The sequence below is a fragment of the Arthrobacter sp. FW306-05-C genome (genome assembly GCF_021801725.1).
Taxonomy (GTDB): domain Bacteria; phylum Actinomycetota; class Actinomycetes; order Actinomycetales; family Micrococcaceae; genus Arthrobacter.
In genome coordinates this window covers 591,643-612,304 of the sequence record NZ_CP084556.1, presented here as the reverse complement: position 1 = coordinate 612,304, position 20,662 = coordinate 591,643, and the positions used below count along the sequence as shown (strand labels likewise).

Sequence of the window (20,662 nt, the reverse complement as noted above, 5' to 3'; positions counted from 1 at the left end):
GACTCGAAAGCCAGTCTAGGAAGACGGCAAGCCGGTGGCAAGCGGTTGCCAAAAGTTGCCATAAATGCTCAGATAGGTGCATCAGGCATCCAGCGGCGAGTAGCCTTGGAGGCCCCACTTGGCCGGCGATTCCGGTCCGCGAGGAAAGGCCACAGCGATGGCAGACCCGACAATGAAGGCGTCACGCCAAGCCAGTCCTGACGTGGGCGCACAGCGGGACCGGCCGCCCACCATCCGCGACGTTGCCGAGCTCGCAGGGGTCGCCACCTCCACCGTGTCACGTGCCCTGGCCCGGCCGGACCGCGTGAATCCCCGCACCCGGGTGCGGATCGAGGAAGCGGCAGCGGAACTCAACTACGTCCCCAGTTCCCAAGCGCGTGGGCTCAGTTCGGGCCGGACCAATGCAGTGGCAGTGCTGGTTCCCGACATCACCAACCCGTTCTACTTCGACATCATCCGGGGCACGCAGCACCAACTCAAGGCCGCCGGCGTCACCCAGCTCCTGGTGGACACCGAGGAGTCAAGCGAGATGGAGCTGGACGCGCTGCATAAGATGCGGAAATCCGCGGACGGGTTCATCCTTGCTGCTTCCCGCCTGTCGGACGCCCAGTTGGCCGAGGTCTCACAGTCGCAGCCCCTGGTGACCTTCAACCGTGCTTCCACCAGCGCTCCGACCGTGATGATCGATACGCCCTCCGCCATCATCCAGGCACTGGAGCACTTGGCCTCGCTGGGCCATCACAAGGTTTGCTACGTCGCAGGCCCACCAACCTCATGGTCCAACCAGATGCGGTGGAAGGTCTTCGAGGAGGATGCGACCAAGCGTGGAATGGAAGTGCACCGCATTGGCCCCTACACCCCGAAGACTACTTCGGGGGCTGCTGCTGCCGATGCAGCGGTCAGGACCGGTGCAACGGCCTGCATCGTCTTCAACGACCTGCTGGCCATCGGCATGTTGCAGCGCCTGCAGGCCCGTGGCATCCGCGTCCCTCAAGACATGAGCATTATCGGATCGGACGATATCTTCGGCGCCGACTTCTGCAACCCACCACTGACCACCATCTCCAGCCCCATCGAACAGGCGGGCAGGGTGGCGGTGTCCATGCTCCTGGCACAGCTCAACCCGTTGTCAGGAAACGCCACCCGCCAACTGGCTGTCATGCCCACCCATCTCACTATCCGGGAGTCCACGGGCCCCGCGCCGGCGTAGCCCCCGCATGGCGGCGTACATCCGTGGGTACCCCGGTGGTGTCTCCGCAGGACGTTCGAGGGGAAACCCATTACCCGGGCGTAGCCTACCGGCTCCTTTTGGCGCCAGCGCATACTTGAAGCACCACTCAGGCCAATGGACAAGGAATCGTCCCAACCGCACCCTCACCGGCAGTCCCGGGGATCCTGCCGGCCTCCTGGCGAAGGGTGGAGACCATTTCCATCGCTTCGCCCTTGAACAGAAACAGATTCGGTCTCGAAAGGGCTGAAGACCAACAATGAACCGCACCAAAATGGGGCTGCTGTCCGTCGCCTCCGCTGCCGCGCTTGCCGTGGGCCTTGCTCCCGGCACAGCGCTGGCACACGGCGGATCCGGGCACGGGAACCCGGACCACAGCGACGACTGGCGGAGCAATGACGATCAGCGCCGGCTCGTCAGGACCCTGCGCCACGTCACCGACGACTACCGCTGGCTGGAAAATGCCGAAGCAGACGGCTACCGCAAAATCACTGAATGCATCGACAAAAGCGGGGTGGGGGCGATGGGCTTCCACTACGCCAAGCAGGAACTGATCGATGACAAGACCCAGGCCCGGAAACCCGAGGTGCTGGTGTACATGCCCGATGAGGACGGGCGGTATGAACTGGTGGCAGCCGAGTTCCTCTCGACCGCGGCGGAACGTCCTGAGCTCGCCGGACTCGATTTCGAGGACGGACCGTTCCCCGGCTCGTACGCACTCCACGCATGGATTTGGCGGGACAACCCCGACGGCATGTTCGCTTCCTACAACCCGGACCTCACCTGCCCAAAGTAGGTCCGTCGCGCCCGGAATAGGGAAAAGGCGGGCGTACGACGCCGGGAGCCACCCGCCGTCGTACGCCCGCCTCAAGCCGCCAGGCAGCTTAGCCGGCGTCAGCTACAACGCCGACCACCCGCCGTCGGAGGCAAGGATTGCACCGTTGACGTTGGTGCCGTCGTCGCTGAGCAGGAACGTGATCGACGCCGCGAGCTGCGCGGCAGTGGCCGGTGCTGGGATGTTGGCCTGCATCAGCGGGCCAAGGCGCTCGGCCGCCAACTGCGAACCCCAGTTGGCCACGATGTTGGTGATGGTGGCGCCAGGTGCCACAGCATTGAAGCGGAGCCCCTTGGGCCCGTACATCACTGCCGAATTCCTGGTCAACCCATTCACAGCGTGCTTGGACGCAGTGTAGGCCGCGCCGGCTGCTGAGCCCCGCAAGCCGGCTTCGGAGGACACGTTGACCACAGAACCCGTCCCGGCATCGAGCATCAGCGGCAGCACCGCCCGGGTCAGCCGCATCAGGGCGGTGACGTTGATGCGGAACACACGCTCCCAGGTCTCGTCATCCACGTCGTGGATCGGCGCGAAGTTGTCCATGATGCCGGCAACGTTCGCCAGCGCATCCACCCGGCCACCCGCGGCGCGAACCACCGCTGCCACCGTTTCCTCCGTGGAGATGTCCCCCGCCACCGGGACCAGGTCCAGTCCGGCGTTCTGCTCCACGAGCTCGTCCAGCCGCTCCTTGCTGATATCGGCGGCTATCACCCGCCCGCCCTCTTTTGCCACCCGCAGCGCGGTTGCCTTCCCGATGCCCGAGCCTGCACCGGTGACGATGACGGTCTTGCCTGCGAAGCGGCCCTGCGTGACCACTTCCTGCCATGAAGCCTCGTTGCCCATGAGTTTCCTTCCAAAGTGCAAGCGGAATGCCCACGCCCAGGGCGGTGAAGGGCGGCATCCCCGGGATGCCGCCCTTCATTTCTGCTGAAAGGCTAGAGCTTGTCAGTCCTGTCTTCGCCACCCTTGTGGCCGGCTCCGCGCAGGTTTTCCTGGACCTTCCCGAACAGGTCCTTGATGGTGGACTCCGCGTTGGAAATGACGTCCACGGGAACGAAGACCTCATGGGTCACCGGCAGGTCGTATTCATCCCTCAGGTGCGTGCCGTTTCCCACGCCCGTCAGGGACAGGTAGACCATGGCCTCAGTCCGGGCAATGCCTGCGAGCTTGCCGAACACGACGGTGAACTCATTCGGCTGGAAACTGATGGTCTGCCCGATGTGGCTGCGGCCCAGTTCACCCGCGGGAACGGCCTTCTCCGACTGGCTTCCGGTGTAGTCCATGAACTTCTCCTTCGATCGCCAACACGTACGCAGGCAGTCTAACCCTGGCCCCTTCACCCCGTCACAGGCTCTGCTGGAGCCGTGCACAAAGTCCAGCCTGCGCTGGTGGCCATTCCTCCATTGAGCCCGGCAGTGGCGCCGCTGTTTGATGACATCACCGGGCGGCAACGGCCGCGCCGGCCGGACCCCCTCAAAGGAAAAACCGTGACTTCAATGACGAGCCGCGTTAAGAGCCCGATAAAGAGCCCTGTCCGCTGGGACACCGTCGAGAACGGCGATGCAGTGGAAGTCAGGCACAATGGACGCACCGTGTTCAGCGGTCTGGTGGACGCCAGGACCGACGACGGCGATGTGGTGTGGGTGACAGCTCCTGCGGGCGGCCGGCGCCTGTTCCACATTGCAGACGGCTTCGACCTGGCGGGAGTGCCGGCATGACGGACTGCCCGGAGGACTGCCACTACTGCACCGGCCCCGAGACCGACTGACCGGCACCCAGGGACGTGTTTGATGCCCGGATCATCACGATCCGGGCATCAAATTGCCGCTACTGCAGGTGGCATCGTTGACGCGGGCAACAGGTACCGCGAAGGTGGTGCCATGAGGTCTCAGAAAATTTCCCAGGGGTTGGTTATAACGACGGCGGCTGCAGCGGCAGCACTGTTGCTCACCGCGTGCGGTCCAAGCCAGCCGCAGTCCCAGACGACGACGTCGCCCTCGCCCTCGCCCTCGGGCAGCGGGCAGGCCAGCCAGTCAGCCACACCGTCGGCCACCACGCAGTCTTCGGCGCCGCCCACGTCCACGCCGTCCTCCCCGGCTCCCGCCACCACTGCCGCAGGCGCACCCGGCCTGTGCAAGGCAGCCGGCCTCACCGCCGCCACCGACGCTTCCGGCGGCGGCGCCGCGGGCAGCGTCTACATGAAGCTGAACCTCACCAACAAGGGCTCCGAACCCTGCATCCTCAGGGGCTTCCCCGGCGTTTCCCTGGTGGCGGACGCCGCCGGGGAACCGATCGGCGCCCCGGCGACGCGGGACGACTCCGCCGGTGTGGTGGACGTCCTGCTGGCTCCCGGCCAGACCGGCACAGCAGTGCTGCGCTACACGCAGGCCCTTAACTACCAGGGCTGCTCGCCCGTGGACGCCGCCGGCTACCGGATCTACCCGCCGGAGGACACCGACTCGCTGTTCATCCCGCAGCCCACAACGGCCTGCAGCAACGCAGACATTGCCCTGCTCTCCATCGGAGCATTCCAGCCCGCCTGACCCGCAAACCATTCCGTCAATGACTGAAGGCGGCCCGGCTATCAAGCCGGGCCGCCTTCAGTAGTCCTGGGCCGCCGTCGGAGGTTTCCACCCCGACGGCGGTCCTGTTCAGTTATCGGCAGTGCAGTGTGGTTACCGGGCTGCCGTGCTGGTGCGGCCTGTGCGCGCCGTCCCGCGGGACAGCGCCACGCCCAGGCCGATCATGGCGACTCCGAGGACGAAGTGAAGCCAGTTGTCAGCACTGTTGACCGGCACGAAATTGGCTCCGCTGTCCTGGCCGATGAGCAGGCCGTAGAGCCACAGCACCAGATAGATGGCGCCGCCGACCACCAGGTAGTTCTTCGACGCTGCCGCAGCGCGGGCCATGGCGATGCCCGCGATGCCGAAGAGCAGGTGGACGATGTTGTGCAGGATCGAAACCTGGAAGATGCCCAGCAGCAGGGCGCCGGACCCGTGTCCAGCGAACCCCAGGGACTCGTAGTTGGAAGTGATGCCCGGGATGAACCCGAGGACCCCCACCAGAAGGAACACCACGCCTACGGCAAGGGTGGCTTTTTGGATGTTGGTCCGGCCTACGGTGCGACCGCCGGAATTCATGGTTGTCATGATGTCTCCTGCTTGTGTCGTTGGTGCATTACTGGCTGCCGGGCGATGCACGACCATTGGTGCTCGACCGTAGACTTAACCCCCGACATCGTAAGTATACTTAGCAAATCCGCCGCGGATAGTAAGGGTCAGTAACAGACCCATCACAAATTGGCCTGTGAAGGCCTTGGACCGGAGGCAGGTTGGACCCGCATGACGTCGATTTGGCTGGACCGCAGGCAACCTTTCACATCTGACCCGTTCGAACCCGACACGAGGTACGACACAGTGGTGGCCGGCGCCGGCCTCACCGGTTTGGTCGCGGCGCTGCTGCTGGCCCGCTCCGGGCAGAGTGTGCTGGTGCTTGAGGCCCGCCACCCCGGCGCCGTGACCACCGGCAACACCACAGCAAAAGTGACCCTGCTGCAGGGAACGTTCCTGTCCCGGCTCGCCCGCCAATACTCCCAAAAACAAGTGCAGGCGTACGTTGACGGAAACCGGGAAGGGCAGGCATGGCTGCTGCGCTACCTCGAGGAACAGGGCGTGCCCTTCCAGCGCCGTGACGCCTACACCTACGCCGCCTCCGCCCAGGGCACCGAAAAGCTGCGGGAAGAGATCAGCGCCGCTACCACCGCCGGGCTGGACGTGGACTACGTCCGCGACGCCGGCCTGCCCTTTCCGGTACACGGTGCCGTGCGCATGCGGAACCAAGCCCAGATCAACCCGATGGACGTCCTTGACGCACTGGTGGCGGACATCCGTAGCCGGGGCGGACGGGTCGTCAGCGGCGTTCGCCTCCGGGACGTCACCGGTGACTCCCCATCCGCCGTCCGGACTGACCGGGGCAGCGTCAGGGCGGACAAAGTGGTCCTGGCAACCGGCATCCCCGTCCTGGACCGCGGCCTGTATTTCGCCAAGCTGAAGCCAAGCCGCTCCTACGCGGCCGCACTCCAGCTGCAGGAGGACCAGGCACCTCCGCCCGGAATGTACATCTCCGTTGAGCAGCCCACCCACTCCCTCCGCGACTACGAAGTGGACGGCAGGAACCTGCTGCTGGTGGGCGGCCACGGCCACCAGGTAGGCCGCACAGAGTCCGAAAAGGCACACCTCACCGGCCTGCTGGACTGGGCCGGGCAGCATTACCCCGGCGCCGTGACCACCCACACATGGTCGGCGCAGGACTACATGCCCACCAACCTCATGCCGTTCTTCGGCAAACTCCCCCGCGGCAAGGGCCAGATCTACTTCGGCACCGGGTACAACAAGTGGGGAATGACCAATGCCGTAGCCGCCGCACTGGGCATCTCCGCGGACATCCTCGGTGGCCAGGTGCCTTGGGCGGACACCATCCACCACCGCATCACGTCGCCTGCAGGTGCGCTCTCCGCCGTCACGCTCAACGCCGGCGTGGCTGCCAGGATGGCCACGGATTGGGGAAAGGTGACCGCGGAGGGCCGGAAAATCGACGGCCTGAAACGGGGTAGGGACCAGGCTCCGGCGCCTGTGGCAACTGGTCCGTCCGCTGCCGCCACCCCGCCGGAAGGGCAGGGCAAGGTCTACCGTGACGGCAACCGCCCGGTAGCAGTTTCCACCGTGGACGGAAGCACCTGCCGTCTGTCCGCAGTCTGCACCCACTTGGGCGGCATCCTGCACTGGAATGACAACGAACGAACGTGGGACTGCCCGCTGCACGGCTCCCGCTTCACCAACGAGGGCAAGCTCCTCGAGGGCCCCGCCACCAAGGATCTGCAGCAGGCCGGAACCCAGGCGCAACCCTGATCCATCGGGAGTTGAGTGTCAGTGGCTTGGGGCATGATGGAGGCATGAACCAGGAACAGCGTCCTGCCGGCAGCCGTGCTTCCGGCGCAGCTGCACCCATGGGCCAGTTCAGCCGGCCCACCCGGGAGTGGTTCCTGGGCGCCTTTTCCGAGCCAACTCCCGCACAGGCCGGGGCCTGGAACGCTATTTCCTCCGGCTCGCACGCGCTGGTGGTTGCCCCCACCGGCTCCGGTAAGACGCTCGCCGCCTTCCTCTGGGCACTCGACCGGCTCCTGGCGTCTGCGTCCCAGGCCCCTGAATCGCCGGCAGCTGAGGCGCCCGCCAAAGGCAAACGGGCCCGTCCGCCCAAACGCAAGACCCGCGTCCTCTACATTTCGCCCCTTAAGGCTTTGGGCGTGGACGTTGAACGGAACCTGCGGTCACCGCTGATCGGGATCACCCAGACAGCCAAGCGGCTGGGACTTCCCGCGCCGCTGATCACGGTGGGGGTCCGGTCCGGGGATACGCCTGCCGCGGACCGCCGCGCACTTTTGAGCAGTCCGCCGGACATCCTCATCACCACTCCCGAGTCCCTGTTCCTCATGCTCACCTCCAAGGCCCGGGAGACCCTTGCCGAGGTGGACACCATCATCATTGACGAGGTCCACGCCGTGGCCGGCACCAAGCGCGGTGCACACCTCGCTGTCTCGCTGGAGCGGCTTGACGCGCTGCTGCCCAAACCCGCACAGCGCATCGGACTCTCCGCCACGGTGGAACCCAAGGAACTCGTGGCCCAGTTCCTTGCCGGTTCGGCCCCCGTGGAAATCGTGGCCCCGCCCGCCAGGAAGAACTGGGACCTGACGGTCTCCGTACCCGTGGAGGACATGTCGGACCTGCAGGGTGCCGCGGGAGCGTTTGATTCCGGGCCGGCCTCCGGGCTCCAGCCGCAGGCATCCATCTGGCCGCATGTGGAGGAGAAGATCGTCGACCTGGTGCTGGCAAACCAGTCCACCATTGTCTTCGCCAACTCCCGGCGCCTGGCAGAGCGCCTGACGGCCCGGCTCAACGAAATCTACGCCGAACGCCAGCTGATTGCGGTGGGCGGCGGCTGGGACGATCCCACTCCGGAAGGGCACGCTGGTGCCTCCGGCACCCAGGAGGCAACGGCGTCGGGCGTTCCCGCGTCAACCGCCACGCCGGCCCACATGATGGCCCAGGCCGGAAGCTCCGCGGGGGCGGACCCCGTCCTGGCGCGCGCCCACCACGGTTCCGTCTCCAAGGACCAGCGCGCACTCATCGAGGACGACCTGAAGTCCGGGCGGTTGCGCTGTGTGGTGGCGACATCATCCCTGGAACTTGGCATTGACATGGGTGCAGTGGACCTGGTGGTGCAGGTGGAGTCGCCGCCTTCGGTGGCCAGCGGGCTGCAGCGGGTGGGCCGGGCCGGACACCAGGTGGGTGAGATCTCCCAGGGCGTCCTTTTCCCCAAGCACCGGGCAGACCTTGTCCACACCGCCATCACCGTGGAGCGAATGCTGAACGGCAAGATCGAACGGCTCAGCATCCCGGCCAACCCACTGGACATCCTGGCCCAGCAGACCGTGGCCGCCACCGCCCTGGGCAGCATCGATGTGGAGGAATGGTTCAGCACCGTCCGGCGCTCGGCCCCTTTTGCCTCGCTTCCCCGCTCAGCGTTCGAGGCCACGCTGGATCTTCTGGCGGGCCGCTACCCGTCCGATGAGTTCGCTGAACTGCGGCCTAGGATCATCTGGGACCGCAACGCCGGCACCATCGAGGGCCGGCCCGGCGCCCAGCGCCTGGCAGTCACGTCAGGCGGCACCATCCCGGACCGCGGCTTGTTCGGTGTCTACATCATCGGCACCGAGCAGGAAGGCGTGGCTTCCCCTGCGGAGGACGGAAAACCGGCCCGCGCTCCGAAAGGCGGCCGGCGCGTGGGCGAACTGGACGAAGAAATGGTCTACGAGTCCCGCGTGGGCGACGTCTTCGCACTGGGTGCCACCAGCTGGAAGATCGAGGACATCACGCACGACCGTGTCCTGGTCTCCCCCGCCTTCGGGCAGCCCGGCAAGCTTCCGTTCTGGAAGGGTGACTCCCTGGGGCGGCCAGTGGACCTGGGCCGTGCGCTGGGCGCCTTTGTCCGCGAGCTCTCGGCCTCCGACGCTGGCCCCGCCGCCGAACGCTGCAAGGCCAGCGGGCTGGACGACTTCGCGGCGAACAACCTCATCCAGTACCTCACCGAGCAAAAACAGGCCACGGAGGTGGTCCCCAGCGACACCACCCTGGTGGTGGAGCGGTTCCACGACGAACTCGGCGACTGGCGCGTGATCCTGCACAGCCCCTTTGGCATGCCGGTGCACGCGCCGTGGGCACTGGCTGTGGGGCAACGGCTCCACCAGCGCTACGGGCTGGACGGCTCGGCGATGGCGGCCGACGACGGGATCGTGCTGCGGGTGCCCATGATGGAAGACGAGCCGCCCGGCGCCGAGCTGTTCCTCTTTGATCCCGAGGAACTGGAACAGATCGTCACAGCGGAGGTGGGTGGCAGCGCCCTGTTCGCGTCGCGGTTCCGGGAATGTGCGGCCCGCGCGCTCCTGCTGCCCAGGCAGACCCCAGGCAAACGCCAGCCCCTGTGGCAGCAGCGCCAGCGGTCGGCCCAGCTGCTGGACGTGGCCCGGAAGTACCCCACGTTCCCCATCGTCCTGGAAACGGTGCGCGAATGCCTGCAGGACGTCTACGATTTGCCCGCTTTGAAGGACATCGCCGCGTCCGTGGAACGGCGGGAACTGCGGATCCTGCAGACCACCACGCAGCAGCCCTCACCGTTCGCCAAGTCCCTGCTCTTCGGCTACGTGGCGCAGTTCCTCTACGAGGGCGATTCTCCGCTCGCGGAACGGCGCGCCGCCGCCCTGGCCCTGGACTCCACCCTCCTGAACGAGCTGCTGGGCCGCGTGGAGCTGCGCGAACTCCTGGATGCCAAGGTCATCGAAGCCACCGAGCGTGAGTTGCAGCGCCTGGCGCCGGACCGCAGGGCACGCGGGATGGAAGGCGTCGCGGACCTGCTGCGGCTGCTGGGTCCGCTGGCCCCTGAAGAAACCGCGGCGCGGTTGCAGGGCGGCGTCCCGGCGGTCGAATCTGTTGGTGAACCTGCCGAAACCGGGGCCGTCGAGGCCGGGCAGTTCGAAACCGGGCACGTCGAAACCGGGCACGTCGAAACCGCAGCCCCTGAAACCCCGGCCGCCACCGTGGCAGAAGCGGCAGCGCACCTCGCCGCCCTCCAGCGCTCCAACCGCGCCATCAAGGTCAACATCGGCGGGGTTGAGCGTTTCGCCGCTGTAGAAGATGCAGCGCGTCTGCGGGATGCCATCGGCGTTCCGTTGCCCATGGGTGTGCCGTTGGCGTTCATCGAACCGGTTGCCGATCCCCTGGGCGATCTTGTCTCCCGGTACGCACGCACGCATGGTCCCTTCACTGCTGCCGAAGCAGCCGCCCGGCTGGGCCTGGGCGTGGCCGTGGTGGGAACCGCGCTGAAACGGCTGGCAGCGGACGGCCGCGTGGTGGAGGGTGAATTCCGGCCACATGTCACCTCGACGGCAGCCGCACTTGCAGAGTCAGCGTTGGATGAACCTGCACTTCCTGAATCAGCGCCGGTTGATGAACCAGCGCAGCCAACTGACGAGATCGCTTCGCCCGCTGAGGCGCCCGCGCCGGATGTCCCGCACTCCATTGCCAGTGAATGGTGCGACGCCGAGGTGCTGCGCAAGCTCCGCCGTCGTTCACTGGCTGCCCTGCGGGCGGAAGTGGAGCCTGTGGATGCCGCTGCCTACGGACGCTTCCTGCCCGCGTGGCAGCATGTCAGGACGCCAGGCGGTGGCCGCGGCCAGCCCTCGCTGCGCGGACTGGACGGCATCATCACGGCCATTGACCAGCTCTCGGGGGTGCCCGTCCCGGCGTCGGCGTGGGAGCCCCTGGTGTTGGCCACCCGCGTGTCCAACTACCAGCCCGCCATGCTGGACGAACTCATGGCCGCCGGTGAAGTGCTCTGGTCCGGCGCAGGCCCCCTGCCCGGCAACGACGGCTGGATCAGCCTGCACCTGGCGGACTCAGCTGAGCTGACGCTCAACCCCGCACCTGAGTTCGAGCCGGGGGACGCGGGCCGGCGGCTCCTGGACCATCTGCGCAACAACGGCGGCGGATACTTCTTCCGGCAACTGACGGAGGTGGCCGGCGGCATGGACGCCGTCCTGAGCGACCAAGAGGTGGTGGCAGCACTCTGGGATCTGGCGTGGGCAGGGAGGATCACCGGCGACACCTTCGCCCCCGTCCGCGCCCTGATCGCCGGTGGCCACACCGCGCACCGGCAGGTAGCCCGTGCCCCGCGTGCCAGGGCGCCTCGGCTGAGCCGCCTGGGCCGTTCCCATGGCACCGGCCTCATGGGCTCCCCCGGACTGGCCGGCGGGCGGTACGGACCGCAGGGTACCGCCTCTCCGCCCACCGCGGCAGGCCGCTGGTCAGCGCTTCCGGAGCCTGAACTCGATCCCACTATCCATGCCCGCGCCACCGCCGAACTCCTGCTGGACCGTTACGGCGTGGTGACCAGGGGTTCGGTCATGGCGGAACAGATCATGGGCGGCTTCGGACTCATGTATAAGGTGCTGGCGCGGCTCGAGGAAGCAGGCCGGTGCCGCCGCGGCTACTTCATCGAGCAACTGGGCGCCGCCCAGTTCGCGGTTCCCGCCACCGTGGACCGGCTCCGCTCCTACTCCGAGGACAACCAACTGGCCAAGGCCGAACCCGTGGCCCTGGCCCTCGCCGCCACCGATCCCGCCAACCCCTACGGTGCCGCCCTGCCCTGGCCCGCGCTGCAGGAGGACGCCGGCACGGGGCACCGGCCGGGCCGGAAAGCGGGGGCGCTGGTGGTGCTGGTGGACGGCGCGCTGGTCCTCTACGTGGAGCGCGGCGGAAAGACCCTGCTGGCCTTCACCGAGGACGACGCCGTGCTGGCGGCAGCGGCTGCCGCGCTGGTGGGGGTGGTGACCCGCGGAGCGGTGGACAAGCTGTTCATGGAGAAGGTAAACGGTCACGACCTCCTGGACACCCCGGTCGCTGCTGCCCTGAGCTCGGCAGGCGCCTACTCCACCCCGAAGGGACTGAGGATCCGTGCCTGAGGGCGATTCCGTCTGGCGGGCCGCCCACCAACTGCATGAGGCCCTGGCGGGACAGACTTTAATTGCGTCGGATTTCCGCGTGCCCCGGTTCGCCACGCTGAACCTGGCCGGCTGGACCGTGGAGGAGGTTGTCCCCCGCGGCAAGCACCTGCTGATGCGGGTGGTCAGCCCGGAAGACAAAAGACTGACCATCCATTCGCACCTGAAGATGGAAGGCGCGTGGCAGGTCTATCCGCCCGGCGGCAGGTGGCGGAAACCAGGCTTTACCGCCAGGTGCGTGCTGCGGACGGCAGTGGCAGACGCCGTCGGCTTTTCGCTTGGCATCGTGGAGGTGGTGGCAACCGCTAACGAGGACGCCATCGTCGGCTTCCTCGGCCCGGACCTCCTGGGCCCGGACTGGGACCTGGACGAGGCAGAACGCCGCATCCGCTCCCGCCCTGAAGTCCCCATCGGAGTAGCGCTCCTGGACCAGCGGAACCTCGCGGGCATCGGCAACATCTACCGCTGCGAAGCGTGCTTCCTTTCAGGGGTGCATCCTGCTACGCCTGTCTCCGAGGTGCCGGACGTCCGGACCATGATGACCGACGCCAAGCAGCTTTTGGAGGTCAACCTGGGCCCGGGACGCCGGGTCACCATCCTCAACACCCGTGGCATGCCGGTGGGCAGGATGGCCGGCAGGCCCGGCTACTGGGTGTATGGCCGGGAACGCCAGCCGTGCCTGAAGTGCGGTACACCCATCCGGCGAGGACTTCTGGGCAAGCCCAATGGCGAAGAGGAACGAGACATCTACTTCTGCCCGAAATGCCAGCCTGCGCCTGGCTGACGTTCTGCGTTCGAAGCAGTCAACAGTTCGCCGCGCTGCTTTCCCTGCTGGTCTTCCGCGGTGCGGGATTCACGGTGAAGCGCGGCAGCAGCACGTGCACCAGGGGGCCAATGGCCAGCGCGTACACCACCGTTCCCACGCCCACCGAACCGCCCAGCAGCCAGCCGGCCGCCAGCACGGTCACCTCGATGAGCGTGCGGGACATCCTTACGGTCCATCCGGTCCGGCGGGCCAGGCCAGTCATGAGACCGTCACGGGCACCCGGCCCAAAGCCGGCGCCGATGTAACAGGCCGAGGCGATGGCGTTTACCAGTACGGCCCCCGCGAGGAGCACAATCTGGACGGCCAGGTGGGACACCGGTGGGAGCAGTGCCAGGCCGATGTCCGCGAAGACGCCGACCAGGATGGCGTTGCACAAAGTCCCGAACCCAGGCATCTGCCGCAACGGGATCCACAGCAACAACACCAGGAAACTTACGATGATGACCACCAGGCCAATACTGACCCCGGTGCGGTTGGCCAGCCCCTGGTGGAAGACGTCCCACGGATCCAGGCCCAGGCCGGCGCGGATGAACATGGCCAGGGAGATGCCGTACAAGGCGAGGCCGGTGAAGAGCTGGATCAGTCTGCGGGTCATCATGCAACCATGTTCGCAACTAACTGGCATTTGTTTACATATCCAGTCTGAGATACTGGCTACATGGCCGCCGCCCTTACCGCCCTCGCCTTATCCCGCCTCCTTGGCCCTTGGAACAGCGGAACGGGACCGGCCTACCGTGAACTGGCCGACGTGGTGCGGCTGCTCATCCTGGATGGTCGGATACCGCTCGATACTGCCCTGCCCAGTGAGCGTTCGCTGTGCGATGCCCTGGCAGTCAGCCGCACCACGGTGACCGCGGCCTACGCCTCCCTCCGCGAGCAGGGGTTCCTCAGCAGCGGGCAAGGGAGCCGGGGCAAGACCCGCATTCCCGAACTGACTCCGTTCGGCCCGGCACTCTTCGGTCCCCAGCCGCCGTCCGCCGTCCCCCCGGCGCCAGGGCTCACCGCACCCGGGCTCACTGCGCCCGGGCTGGCTGCGCCTGGGGGACTTATCGACCTGGCATATTCCGCGCTGCCCGCGAGTGGCGAGGTGGTGCACCGGGCCTTTGCCGCGGCCCTGACCGAGCTTCCCGCCCTGCTCCCCGGCTTCGGGTACGACGCCCTGGGACTGCTGCCGCTGCGCCAAGCGGTGGCGGACCGGTATTCAACAGCCGGAGTGCCGACCCACCCAGGCCAGATCATGGTGACGTCCGGCGCCCAGCACGCCCTGACCATCATCATCCGCACCCTCGCCGACCGGCAGGACCGCATCCTGGTGGAGCACCCGAGCTACCCCCATGCGCTGGATGCCGTCCGCTCGGCCCGGTGCAGGCCGGTACCGGTGTCGTTCGCGGAGTCCGGCTGGGACCTGCCGGCACTGGAATCCGCCATGGCGCAGCAACAGCCAAAACTTGCATACGTGGTCCCGGACTTCCACAACCCCACGGGCATGATCATGCCTGATGCCCAGCGCCGCCGACTGGCCCGCGCCGCCGCGGCGGCCGGAACCGTGCTGGTGGCGGATGAGACGCTCCGGGACCTCAACCTCGACGGCGTTGCCACAACTCCCCTTGCCGGGTTCAGCAGCTCCGTTGTGTCCATCGGATCGCTGAGCAAGTCCCACTGGGGCGGCTTGCGGACCGGTTGGATCCGGGCATCGGAACCGATGATCCAGCGCTTCGCCGCAGCCCGCACCACCCTGGACCTTGGCGGCCCCGTCATGGAGCAACTGGCCGCTGCCCACCTGGTCCGGGCCCTGGAAGAACCACTGCCCGCACTGCTGCAGACGCTGCGCCGCAACCGCTCCGCACTGCTCGGCCTCCTCGCGGAGCACCTCCCGACGTGGCAGGTGACGCCGCCTCCCGGCGGCCTGTCCGTGTGGTGCAGGCTTCCCGGACCCATCAGCACGGCGCTTACCGTGCTGGCGCCGGACTTTGGCATCAGGCTGGCGGCAGGCCCCCGGTTCGGGATCGGCGGCGCATTCGAACGCAACCTGCGGCTGCCCTTCACGCTCCCGCCGGCGAAGCTGGAGACCGCGGTGCTGGCCCTGCGGGCCGCCCAGGACAAACTCGACGCCGCACCCCAGCTTCGGCGCTCACTGACCCAGGCGCCCGCCGTCGCCATCGCCTGATCCGGGAACAACTTCCCCACGGAGGTCGCCGGAACGGTGCGGGAACCCCGGGAACGGTACGGCGTCCCCGCACCGTTCCGGCGGTTTGGGGAGGCACCGGTCACGGGAGCCTTCAAAGGAAGGACAATATTCGGCACCGGTAGAATGGACCGGTGATGCAATCCCCCCTCCCCGTGCGCGACGGCGTCAACGCCACCCGCCTGCGGCTTCCGGACGAGGGGCCGTGGGACACTGCGATGGACTACATGATGCACCGGTGGGGCCACATCGATCCGCAGGGCATCGAGGACCGGTTCGACGCCGGCGAGATCGTGGGCGAGGGCGGCGTGCCCCTGACCCGGCACACCAAGCTGGAGGACCACACCTTCATCTGGTACTACCGGACGCTGCCCCCGGAAACCCGCCTGCCGGTGGAGCTCAGCATCCTGCACCAGGACGAGCACCTGCTGGTGGTGGACAAACCACATTTCCTGCCCACCACGCCGGGCGGCACCTACATCCAGGAGTCCGCCCTGGTCCGGCTGCGCAACCAGCTGGACCTGCCGGACCTGATCCCCATGCATCGGCTGGACCGCATGACCGCCGGCGTCCTGCTCTTCTCCACCAATCCGCTAACGCGCGGCAAGTACCAGGTGCTGTTCGAGAAACGGCAGGTGCAGAAAGAGTACGAGTGCGTTTCCGCCGCCGAGCCCGCGCCGGGATACCCCGCCGTCGAATTTCCCGTGGTGGTCCGGAACCGGATGACCAAGTCCCGCAGCTACCTGCTGGCCGAAGTCGTCGACGGCGAGCCGAACGCTGAAACCAGGATTGAGCGGCTGGAAACGTTCGACGGCGGCACGGCTATGGGTGCGGCCGGAACCTCGGCTGCCCACCGCCTGGCACGGTATCGGCTGGAACCGCACACCGGCAAGACCCACCAACTGCGCGTCCACATGGCTTCCCTGGGACTGGGGATCGTCAACGACGCCTTCTACCCGGACCTGCTGGACAAGGCCCCGGACGACTACGCCAAGCCGCTCCAACTCCTGGCCCGCGGCATCCGTTTCGTGGACCCTATCTCGGGGGAGCCCGTGGAGTACCGCAGCGGCCTGGAGCTCAGCGAAGCGGTCCGGGCACATCCCTAAACTTCTGGCCCGTCCTTAAACCCCGAGCACTTCCCTAAACACGGCCTCGACCCCGGCGGTGTGCAGTACGAACTCCACCAGCTCCAGACCGCTGTCCGGGTGCGAGGACCGGAACCCTGCCACAGCGTCCTGCGCTGCCTGCGCCACAGCCGCCGCGCTCCACCCGTAGGCTCCGGCTCCCACCGCGGGAAAGGCCATCGCCTGCGCACCCAAAGTGTCGGCCAGCCGCAGGCTTTCGCTGAAGCAGGACACCAGGAGCGCACGGTTGGTCTGGCCCGCATGCCGGTTGGGCCCCACTGTGTGCACCACCCAGCGGGCGGGCAGCCGGAACGCGGGGGTCGCCACGGCGGCGCCGGTTTGGAGGCCGTGCGGCAACGCGCTTTCCCGCAGTTCCCTGCACGCTGCCAGCAGCTCCGGCCCGGCAGCCCGGTGCAGCGCTCCGTCCACTCCCCCGCCGCCGAGCAGTGACGCGTTGGCGGCGTTCACCACCACGTCCACCCGCCGCTGCGTAATGTCGCCCTGCAGAACAGAGATCCGCATGCCGCCAGTTTCCCAAGTGCGGTACGTTGTGGCAATGGACTTCGGCAGCATCGACAGCTGGGGAGCGACCTTCTATTTATGGGTCGTCCCGATGGTGATCGGCGACGCCATTTTTCCGCCCATCCCGTCCGAAATGGTGGTGATTACCGGCGGCGCGCTGTCCGCGGACGGTCGGGCCAACGTGTTCCTGGTGCTGGTGCTCGCAGCCGTGGCGTCCTGGCTGGGTGACATGGTGGTGTTCCATCTCTTCCGGCGTCGCCTCAGCCATGTGCTGGACCGCTGGAAGTGGGGCCGGCGCGTCCATGCCGGCATTCATTCGGCACTGGCCAAGGCGGGGCGGTCCTCCACCTACGGAACCATCATCGGCGCCCGGTTCATCCCCGGCGGCCGGCTTGCCACTTCGGCGGCGTCCGGCGTGGCCAACGTTTCGGTCCGGGGCTTCGGCCTGTGCGCCGGTCTGGGAGCGGTCCTGTGGGCGTGCTGGCTGGTGGGCCTGGGGTACTTCACCGGTTCAACCACCAAGCTGCCGTTCTGGGCCAGCTCCCTCATCGGCGTGGCGCTGGGCCTGGTGATCGGCGCCGTCGTGGGCATCATCGTCACCCGCCGGCGCGGCAACCGCTCGCCGGTGGAGGACGAGCCCATCCCCGACGCAGGCTAGACGGGCAGCCACTTGCCGCGGCTGCGCCGCAGCACGCTCAGTGCACCCGTCAGCGCAACGCGTTCGACGGCGTCGCGCATCATGGCTGCCGATTCCACCGCCTGGCGGTTCTCGCCGCTGTATTCACTCGCCTCCACGAGGAAGCGCAGGTTCAGCTGCGGCACGCCTCCGGCGAGCTGGAGCTGGTGCGCCTCCACATGGTGCCGGGTACCCAGCGCCTCCACCGCCGCGTCCATGACGGACTCCGGCGGATTGCCCGGCCGAAGCCCGGTGATCTTGAGGCGGGTCTGGAAGGAAGGCATGCCCTCCACCCTATCCAAACGCCGGGTTGGAGGGTTACCCGGTGTTGCGGAGGCCGGCTGCCACGCCGTTGACGGTGATGAGCATGGCCCGCTGGAGGCGTTCGTCGGGTTCGGCCCCGCTGATTTCGGATTCTGTCCGGATGCGGCGCAGCAGTTCCACCTGCAGGTAGCTGATGGGGTCCAGGTACTGGTCGCGGATTTCCAGGGAGCGCTTCAGGGTTGGCTGCGCGTCCAGGAGGATGTCCTCGCCGGTGAGCTTTCGCACCTCGGCCACGGTGAGCTCGTACTCCTCGCGGATGGTCCGGAAGAGGTGGTGGAGTTCCTCCGGGACCAGGGTGGACACGTAGTAGCCGGCGATGTCCATGTCCGTCTTCGCAAGTGTCATCTCCACGTTGGACAGCACGGAGCGGAAGAAGTGCCAGTGGTCCATCATTTCCACCAGCTGGGCGGAGTGGCCGGCCTCGCGGGCGGCCTTGAGACCGGATCCCACACCGAACCAGCCCGGCACGATCTGCCGGGACTGGGTCCAGCCGAACACCCACGGGATGGCGCGCAGGCCGCCCAGGCCGGAACCCGAATCCGGGCGCTTGGACGGGCGGGAACCGATGTTCAGGGAACCCAGCTGCTCTACAGGCGTGGAGGCCATGAAGTAGGCGGGCAGGTCGGGATGGTCGATCAGCTTCCGGTACCGGTCAAAGGCGGCGTCCGAGATCACCTCCATGACGTGCCCGTAGCGTTCCCGCTGGTCCTCTGAGGTGCGCGGGTCACGGTGCAGGGCGGACCCCTGGAGCACAGCGGCCAGCGACAGCTCCAGGTTTTCGCGGGCGAGCTCCGGCAGGGAGTACTTGTCGGAGATGACTTCACCCTGCTCGGTGAACTTGATCTCGCCTTCCAGGACACCGTTGGGCTGGGCCAGGATGGCATCGTAGGTGGGTCCGCCGCCGCGGCCTACGGAACCGCCGCGGCCGTGGAACAGGCGTACGCGGACACCGTGCTTGGCGGCGATATCACGCAGCTTCCGCTGGGTCTTGTGGATTTCCCACTGGCTGGTCATCACACCGGATTCCTTGTTGGAGTCCGAGTAGCCCAGCATCACTTCCTGGACGTCCCCGCGCAGCCGCACCAGTTCGCGGTATGAGGGATCGGAGAGCAACTGGTCAATGATCTCGGCGGAGGCCCGCAGTTCCTCCACGGTCTCCAGCAGCGGCGCGAAGCCGAGCTTGGCGTAGGGCTTGTCACCGAAAAGGTTGATGAGTCCGGCCTCGCGGGCCAGTACGGCGGCGGCCAGGACGTCGTCGGCACCGCGGGTCATGGAGATGATGTAGGTCTCGATGACGTCCGGGCCGTACAGGCGCAGGGCGCGGCGGATCTCCCGGAAGACGTCGTACGTGCCGTCGGCGGCACCGTCGAGCTTGATGGGGTGGCCGGACAGCGGACGGCGGGAGGCCAGCTCGGAGCCAAGCACCTCAAAGCGTTCCTCGCGGCTCAGCTCGGCGTAGCGCAGCCCAGGGCCGCCGATCCGGTCCATCAACTGCCCCACGGCGTCGTGGTGGTGGTCTGCATGCTCGCGGATGTCCAGCGTGGCCAGGTGCAGGCCGAAGGAGGCGATGGCGCGGCGCACCCGGGCCAGGGAACCGTCGGCAGCCAGCGCTGCGGAGTGGTTGCGGAGCGACAGCTCCAGCAGGTGCAGGTCTGCCAGCAGTTCGTCCGTGCCGCTGTAGTCACGGCCGTGTTCGTGGTTGGAGTTCGCAGCCACGCGTTTGCCGGTGTTGATGAGCTTGGCCTTGATGCAGGTGAGCTTGAGCCGGTAGGGCTCCTGGGCGTTCAGCTCCAGGACGCGCTTGTCCAGGCCGGGGAGCTTCTGCAGGTCCTCGTCGATGGACTTCAGCAGCGATTCGTCCGCGCCTGCCAGTGCAGTGGAGTTGGAGAGGATGGAGATCAGTTCGTCGATCATCCCAATGCTGATCCGGATGGCACTCTGGTTCTGGATCTGCAGGATTTCCCGGGTCACGGCCGCGGTGACGTTCGGGTTGCCGTCGCGGTCACCGCCGATCCAGGAGCCGAACCGGATGGGGGCGTCCTTGGAGGCAAGGGTGACGCCGTGCTCGCCCAACAGCTCTGAGAGTTCGGACAGCATTTCGGGCATGGCATCGGTGAGGATGCCGCCCAGGTAGTAAATGGCGTTCCGGGCCTCATCGACCGGGGTGGGGCGGACCTGGCGCAGCTCATCCGTCTGCCACATCTGGTCGATGATCTCCGCCAGCTGCCGGTCCTGCCGGCGCCGGGCCGTGGACCCTTCCGCGGTGGACTGGGACAGGACGTCGGAGAGCTTGCGGATCTTGTCCAGGACCGAGCGGCGGGAGGCTTCGGTGGGGTGTGCCGTGAAGATGGGGCGCACATCCAGGCCGTTGACCACTTCCTGCAGGACGTCGGGTCCGGCCTGCGCGGCGATGTCCGCCACGGTCTTGGCCAGCCAGCCGTCCTTTTCGGCGCGGGTCCGCAGGCCGCGGACGCGGTGGACCTGTTCTGCGGCGTTGGCCAGGTGGAAGTAGAACGCGAAGGCACGGACCAGGTCGGTTGCCTGCTCGATGGGCAGGGAGCCGAGGAGTTCACGGACCTGGGCAACGACGTCGTGCGCGCTCCAGGGACCGGTGGCGTGCGCACCGCCCCGCGCCGCTTCCTTGGATTCCTTGGTCAGGAGCCGGACCTGCTCCACGAGGTCCAGGAGCTCCGGCCCGTGCTGGCGGACCAGGGACTCGCCCAGCAGCGTGGAGACGCGCCGGACGTCCGCGCGCAGTTCGGAGGCAAGATCGGTTTCGGGGGGTGTTGCAGTGTGAGCCATTGAAACAATCTTTCGAGGGGTTCGGACTT

Annotated in this window: 17 protein-coding genes; 10 read left to right on the top strand and 7 right to left on the bottom strand. The window is 67.3% G+C overall.

What is annotated here, in order from left to right:
• Positions 1–157: 157 nt before the first annotated feature.
• Positions 158–1,210, top strand: a complete 1,053-nt coding sequence (locus LFT44_RS02985) for a LacI family DNA-binding transcriptional regulator (RefSeq protein ID WP_442863762.1) — start codon at positions 158–160, stop codon at positions 1,208–1,210.
• A 277-nt stretch (positions 1,211–1,487) separates the two neighbouring features.
• On the top strand, positions 1,488–2,024 hold the full coding sequence (locus tag LFT44_RS02980; protein WP_236801011.1) for a hypothetical protein: 537 nt from the start codon (positions 1,488–1,490) through the stop codon (positions 2,022–2,024).
• Between the two features lie 102 nt (positions 2,025–2,126).
• Here LFT44_RS02980 and LFT44_RS02975 read toward each other — a convergent pair whose 3' ends face one another.
• Both LFT44_RS02975 and LFT44_RS02970 read right to left on the bottom strand, forming a co-directional pair.
• Positions 2,127–2,906, bottom strand: coding sequence for an SDR family NAD(P)-dependent oxidoreductase (locus LFT44_RS02975; RefSeq protein ID WP_236801010.1), 780 nt, complete (start codon positions 2,904–2,906; stop codon positions 2,127–2,129).
• Between the two features lie 92 nt (positions 2,907–2,998).
• Positions 2,999–3,346: a hypothetical protein gene (locus LFT44_RS02970; RefSeq protein WP_236801009.1), complete on the bottom strand. Its 348-nt coding sequence runs from the start codon at positions 3,344–3,346 to the stop codon at positions 2,999–3,001.
• A 213-nt stretch (positions 3,347–3,559) separates the two neighbouring features.
• On the opposite strand from LFT44_RS02970, the gene LFT44_RS02965 reads away from it, so the two are divergent.
• Complete coding sequence (locus LFT44_RS02965; protein ID WP_236802777.1) at positions 3,560–3,781, top strand: hypothetical protein; 222 nt, start codon at positions 3,560–3,562, stop codon at positions 3,779–3,781.
• Positions 3,782–3,943: 162 nt separating this feature from the next.
• Positions 3,944–4,606 carry a DUF4232 domain-containing protein gene (locus tag LFT44_RS02960; RefSeq protein WP_236801008.1) on the top strand — a complete coding sequence of 221 codons (663 nt, stop codon included), beginning with the start codon at positions 3,944–3,946 and terminating at the stop codon, positions 4,604–4,606.
• 132 nt (positions 4,607–4,738) lie between these two features.
• On the opposite strand, the gene LFT44_RS02955 is transcribed toward LFT44_RS02960, so the two are convergent.
• Positions 4,739–5,212, bottom strand: a complete 474-nt coding sequence (locus tag LFT44_RS02955) for a DUF4383 domain-containing protein (RefSeq protein ID WP_442863761.1) — start codon at positions 5,210–5,212, stop codon at positions 4,739–4,741.
• Between the two features lie 192 nt (positions 5,213–5,404).
• On the opposite strand from LFT44_RS02955, the gene LFT44_RS02950 reads away from it, so the two are divergent.
• Genes LFT44_RS02950 through LFT44_RS02940 form a run of 3 tightly spaced genes read left to right on the top strand, consistent with a single transcriptional unit; the run spans position 5,405 to position 12,958 of the window.
• Complete coding sequence (locus LFT44_RS02950) at positions 5,405–6,970, top strand: FAD-dependent oxidoreductase (RefSeq protein WP_236801007.1); 1,566 nt, start codon at positions 5,405–5,407, stop codon at positions 6,968–6,970.
• Between the two features lie 44 nt (positions 6,971–7,014).
• On the top strand, positions 7,015–12,135 hold the full coding sequence (locus LFT44_RS02945) for a DNA glycosylase AlkZ-like family protein (protein WP_236801006.1): 5,121 nt from the start codon (positions 7,015–7,017) through the stop codon (positions 12,133–12,135).
• Positions 12,128–12,958: an Fpg/Nei family DNA glycosylase gene (locus tag LFT44_RS02940; protein ID WP_236801004.1), complete on the top strand. Its 831-nt coding sequence runs from the start codon at positions 12,128–12,130 to the stop codon at positions 12,956–12,958. The genes LFT44_RS02945 and LFT44_RS02940 overlap by 8 nt, the downstream gene beginning before the upstream one ends.
• Before the next feature lie 19 nt (positions 12,959–12,977).
• Here the strand turns inward: LFT44_RS02940 and yczE are convergent, their stop codons facing one another.
• The gene (gene yczE / locus LFT44_RS02935; RefSeq protein WP_236801003.1) at positions 12,978–13,598 is read right to left on the bottom strand and encodes a membrane protein YczE; all 621 of its coding nucleotides are present in this window, start codon (positions 13,596–13,598) and stop codon (positions 12,978–12,980) included.
• A gap of 60 nt (positions 13,599–13,658) precedes the next feature.
• On the opposite strand from yczE, the gene yczR reads away from it, so the two are divergent.
• Together yczR and LFT44_RS02925 are read left to right on the top strand one after the other, a co-directional pair.
• Positions 13,659–15,167: a MocR-like transcription factor YczR gene (gene yczR, locus LFT44_RS02930; RefSeq protein ID WP_236801002.1), complete on the top strand. Its 1,509-nt coding sequence runs from the start codon at positions 13,659–13,661 to the stop codon at positions 15,165–15,167.
• A gap of 155 nt (positions 15,168–15,322) precedes the next feature.
• Entirely contained in the window at positions 15,323–16,291 is a 969-nt protein-coding gene (locus tag LFT44_RS02925) for an RluA family pseudouridine synthase (RefSeq protein WP_236802775.1), read from the top strand.
• A 15-nt stretch (positions 16,292–16,306) separates the two neighbouring features.
• Here LFT44_RS02925 and LFT44_RS02920 read toward each other — a convergent pair whose 3' ends face one another.
• Positions 16,307–16,831, bottom strand: coding sequence for an O-acetyl-ADP-ribose deacetylase (locus tag LFT44_RS02920; protein ID WP_236801001.1), 525 nt, complete (start codon positions 16,829–16,831; stop codon positions 16,307–16,309).
• A gap of 34 nt (positions 16,832–16,865) precedes the next feature.
• Here LFT44_RS02920 and LFT44_RS02915 point away from each other — a divergent pair, with 34 nt between their 5' ends.
• The gene (locus tag LFT44_RS02915; protein WP_236801000.1) at positions 16,866–17,489 is read left to right on the top strand and encodes a DedA family protein; all 624 of its coding nucleotides are present in this window, start codon (positions 16,866–16,868) and stop codon (positions 17,487–17,489) included.
• Here LFT44_RS02915 and LFT44_RS02910 read toward each other — a convergent pair.
• On the bottom strand, positions 17,486–17,791 hold the full coding sequence (locus LFT44_RS02910) for a hypothetical protein (RefSeq protein ID WP_236800999.1): 306 nt from the start codon (positions 17,789–17,791) through the stop codon (positions 17,486–17,488). The two genes, LFT44_RS02915 and LFT44_RS02910, sit on opposite strands and share 4 nt — an antisense overlap.
• A 34-nt stretch (positions 17,792–17,825) precedes the next feature.
• Positions 17,826–20,633 carry a phosphoenolpyruvate carboxylase gene (gene ppc / locus LFT44_RS02905; protein WP_236800998.1) on the bottom strand — a complete coding sequence of 936 codons (2,808 nt, stop codon included), beginning with the start codon at positions 20,631–20,633 and terminating at the stop codon, positions 17,826–17,828.
• Between the last annotated feature and the right edge of the window lie 29 nt (positions 20,634–20,662).

Excerpts from the sequence above, each read along its gene's own strand:
- LFT44_RS02985 (WP_442863762.1), top strand. The coding sequence starts at position 158 with ATGGCAGACCCGACAATGAAGGCGTCACGCCAAGCCAGTCCTGACGTG.
- LFT44_RS02980 (WP_236801011.1), top strand. The coding sequence starts at position 1,488 with ATGAACCGCACCAAAATGGGGCTGCTGTCCGTCGCCTCCGCTGCCGCG.
- LFT44_RS02975 (WP_236801010.1), bottom strand. The coding sequence starts at position 2,906 with ATGGGCAACGAGGCTTCATGGCAGGAAGTGGTCACGCAGGGCCGCTTC.
- LFT44_RS02970 (WP_236801009.1), bottom strand. The coding sequence starts at position 3,346 with ATGGACTACACCGGAAGCCAGTCGGAGAAGGCCGTTCCCGCGGGTGAA.
- LFT44_RS02965 (WP_236802777.1), top strand. The coding sequence starts at position 3,560 with ATGACGAGCCGCGTTAAGAGCCCGATAAAGAGCCCTGTCCGCTGGGAC.
- LFT44_RS02960 (WP_236801008.1), top strand. The coding sequence starts at position 3,944 with ATGAGGTCTCAGAAAATTTCCCAGGGGTTGGTTATAACGACGGCGGCT.
- LFT44_RS02955 (WP_442863761.1), bottom strand. The coding sequence starts at position 5,212 with ATGACAACCATGAATTCCGGCGGTCGCACCGTAGGCCGGACCAACATC.
- LFT44_RS02950 (WP_236801007.1), top strand. The coding sequence starts at position 5,405 with ATGACGTCGATTTGGCTGGACCGCAGGCAACCTTTCACATCTGACCCG.
- LFT44_RS02945 (WP_236801006.1), top strand. The coding sequence starts at position 7,015 with ATGAACCAGGAACAGCGTCCTGCCGGCAGCCGTGCTTCCGGCGCAGCT.
- yczE (WP_236801003.1), bottom strand. The coding sequence starts at position 13,598 with ATGATGACCCGCAGACTGATCCAGCTCTTCACCGGCCTCGCCTTGTAC.
- yczR (WP_236801002.1), top strand. The coding sequence starts at position 13,659 with ATGGCCGCCGCCCTTACCGCCCTCGCCTTATCCCGCCTCCTTGGCCCT.
- LFT44_RS02925 (WP_236802775.1), top strand. The coding sequence starts at position 15,323 with ATGCAATCCCCCCTCCCCGTGCGCGACGGCGTCAACGCCACCCGCCTG.
- LFT44_RS02920 (WP_236801001.1), bottom strand. The coding sequence starts at position 16,831 with ATGCGGATCTCTGTTCTGCAGGGCGACATTACGCAGCGGCGGGTGGAC.
- LFT44_RS02915 (WP_236801000.1), top strand. The coding sequence starts at position 16,866 with ATGGACTTCGGCAGCATCGACAGCTGGGGAGCGACCTTCTATTTATGG.
- LFT44_RS02910 (WP_236800999.1), bottom strand. The coding sequence starts at position 17,791 with ATGCCTTCCTTCCAGACCCGCCTCAAGATCACCGGGCTTCGGCCGGGC.
- ppc (WP_236800998.1), bottom strand. The coding sequence starts at position 20,633 with ATGGCTCACACTGCAACACCCCCCGAAACCGATCTTGCCTCCGAACTG.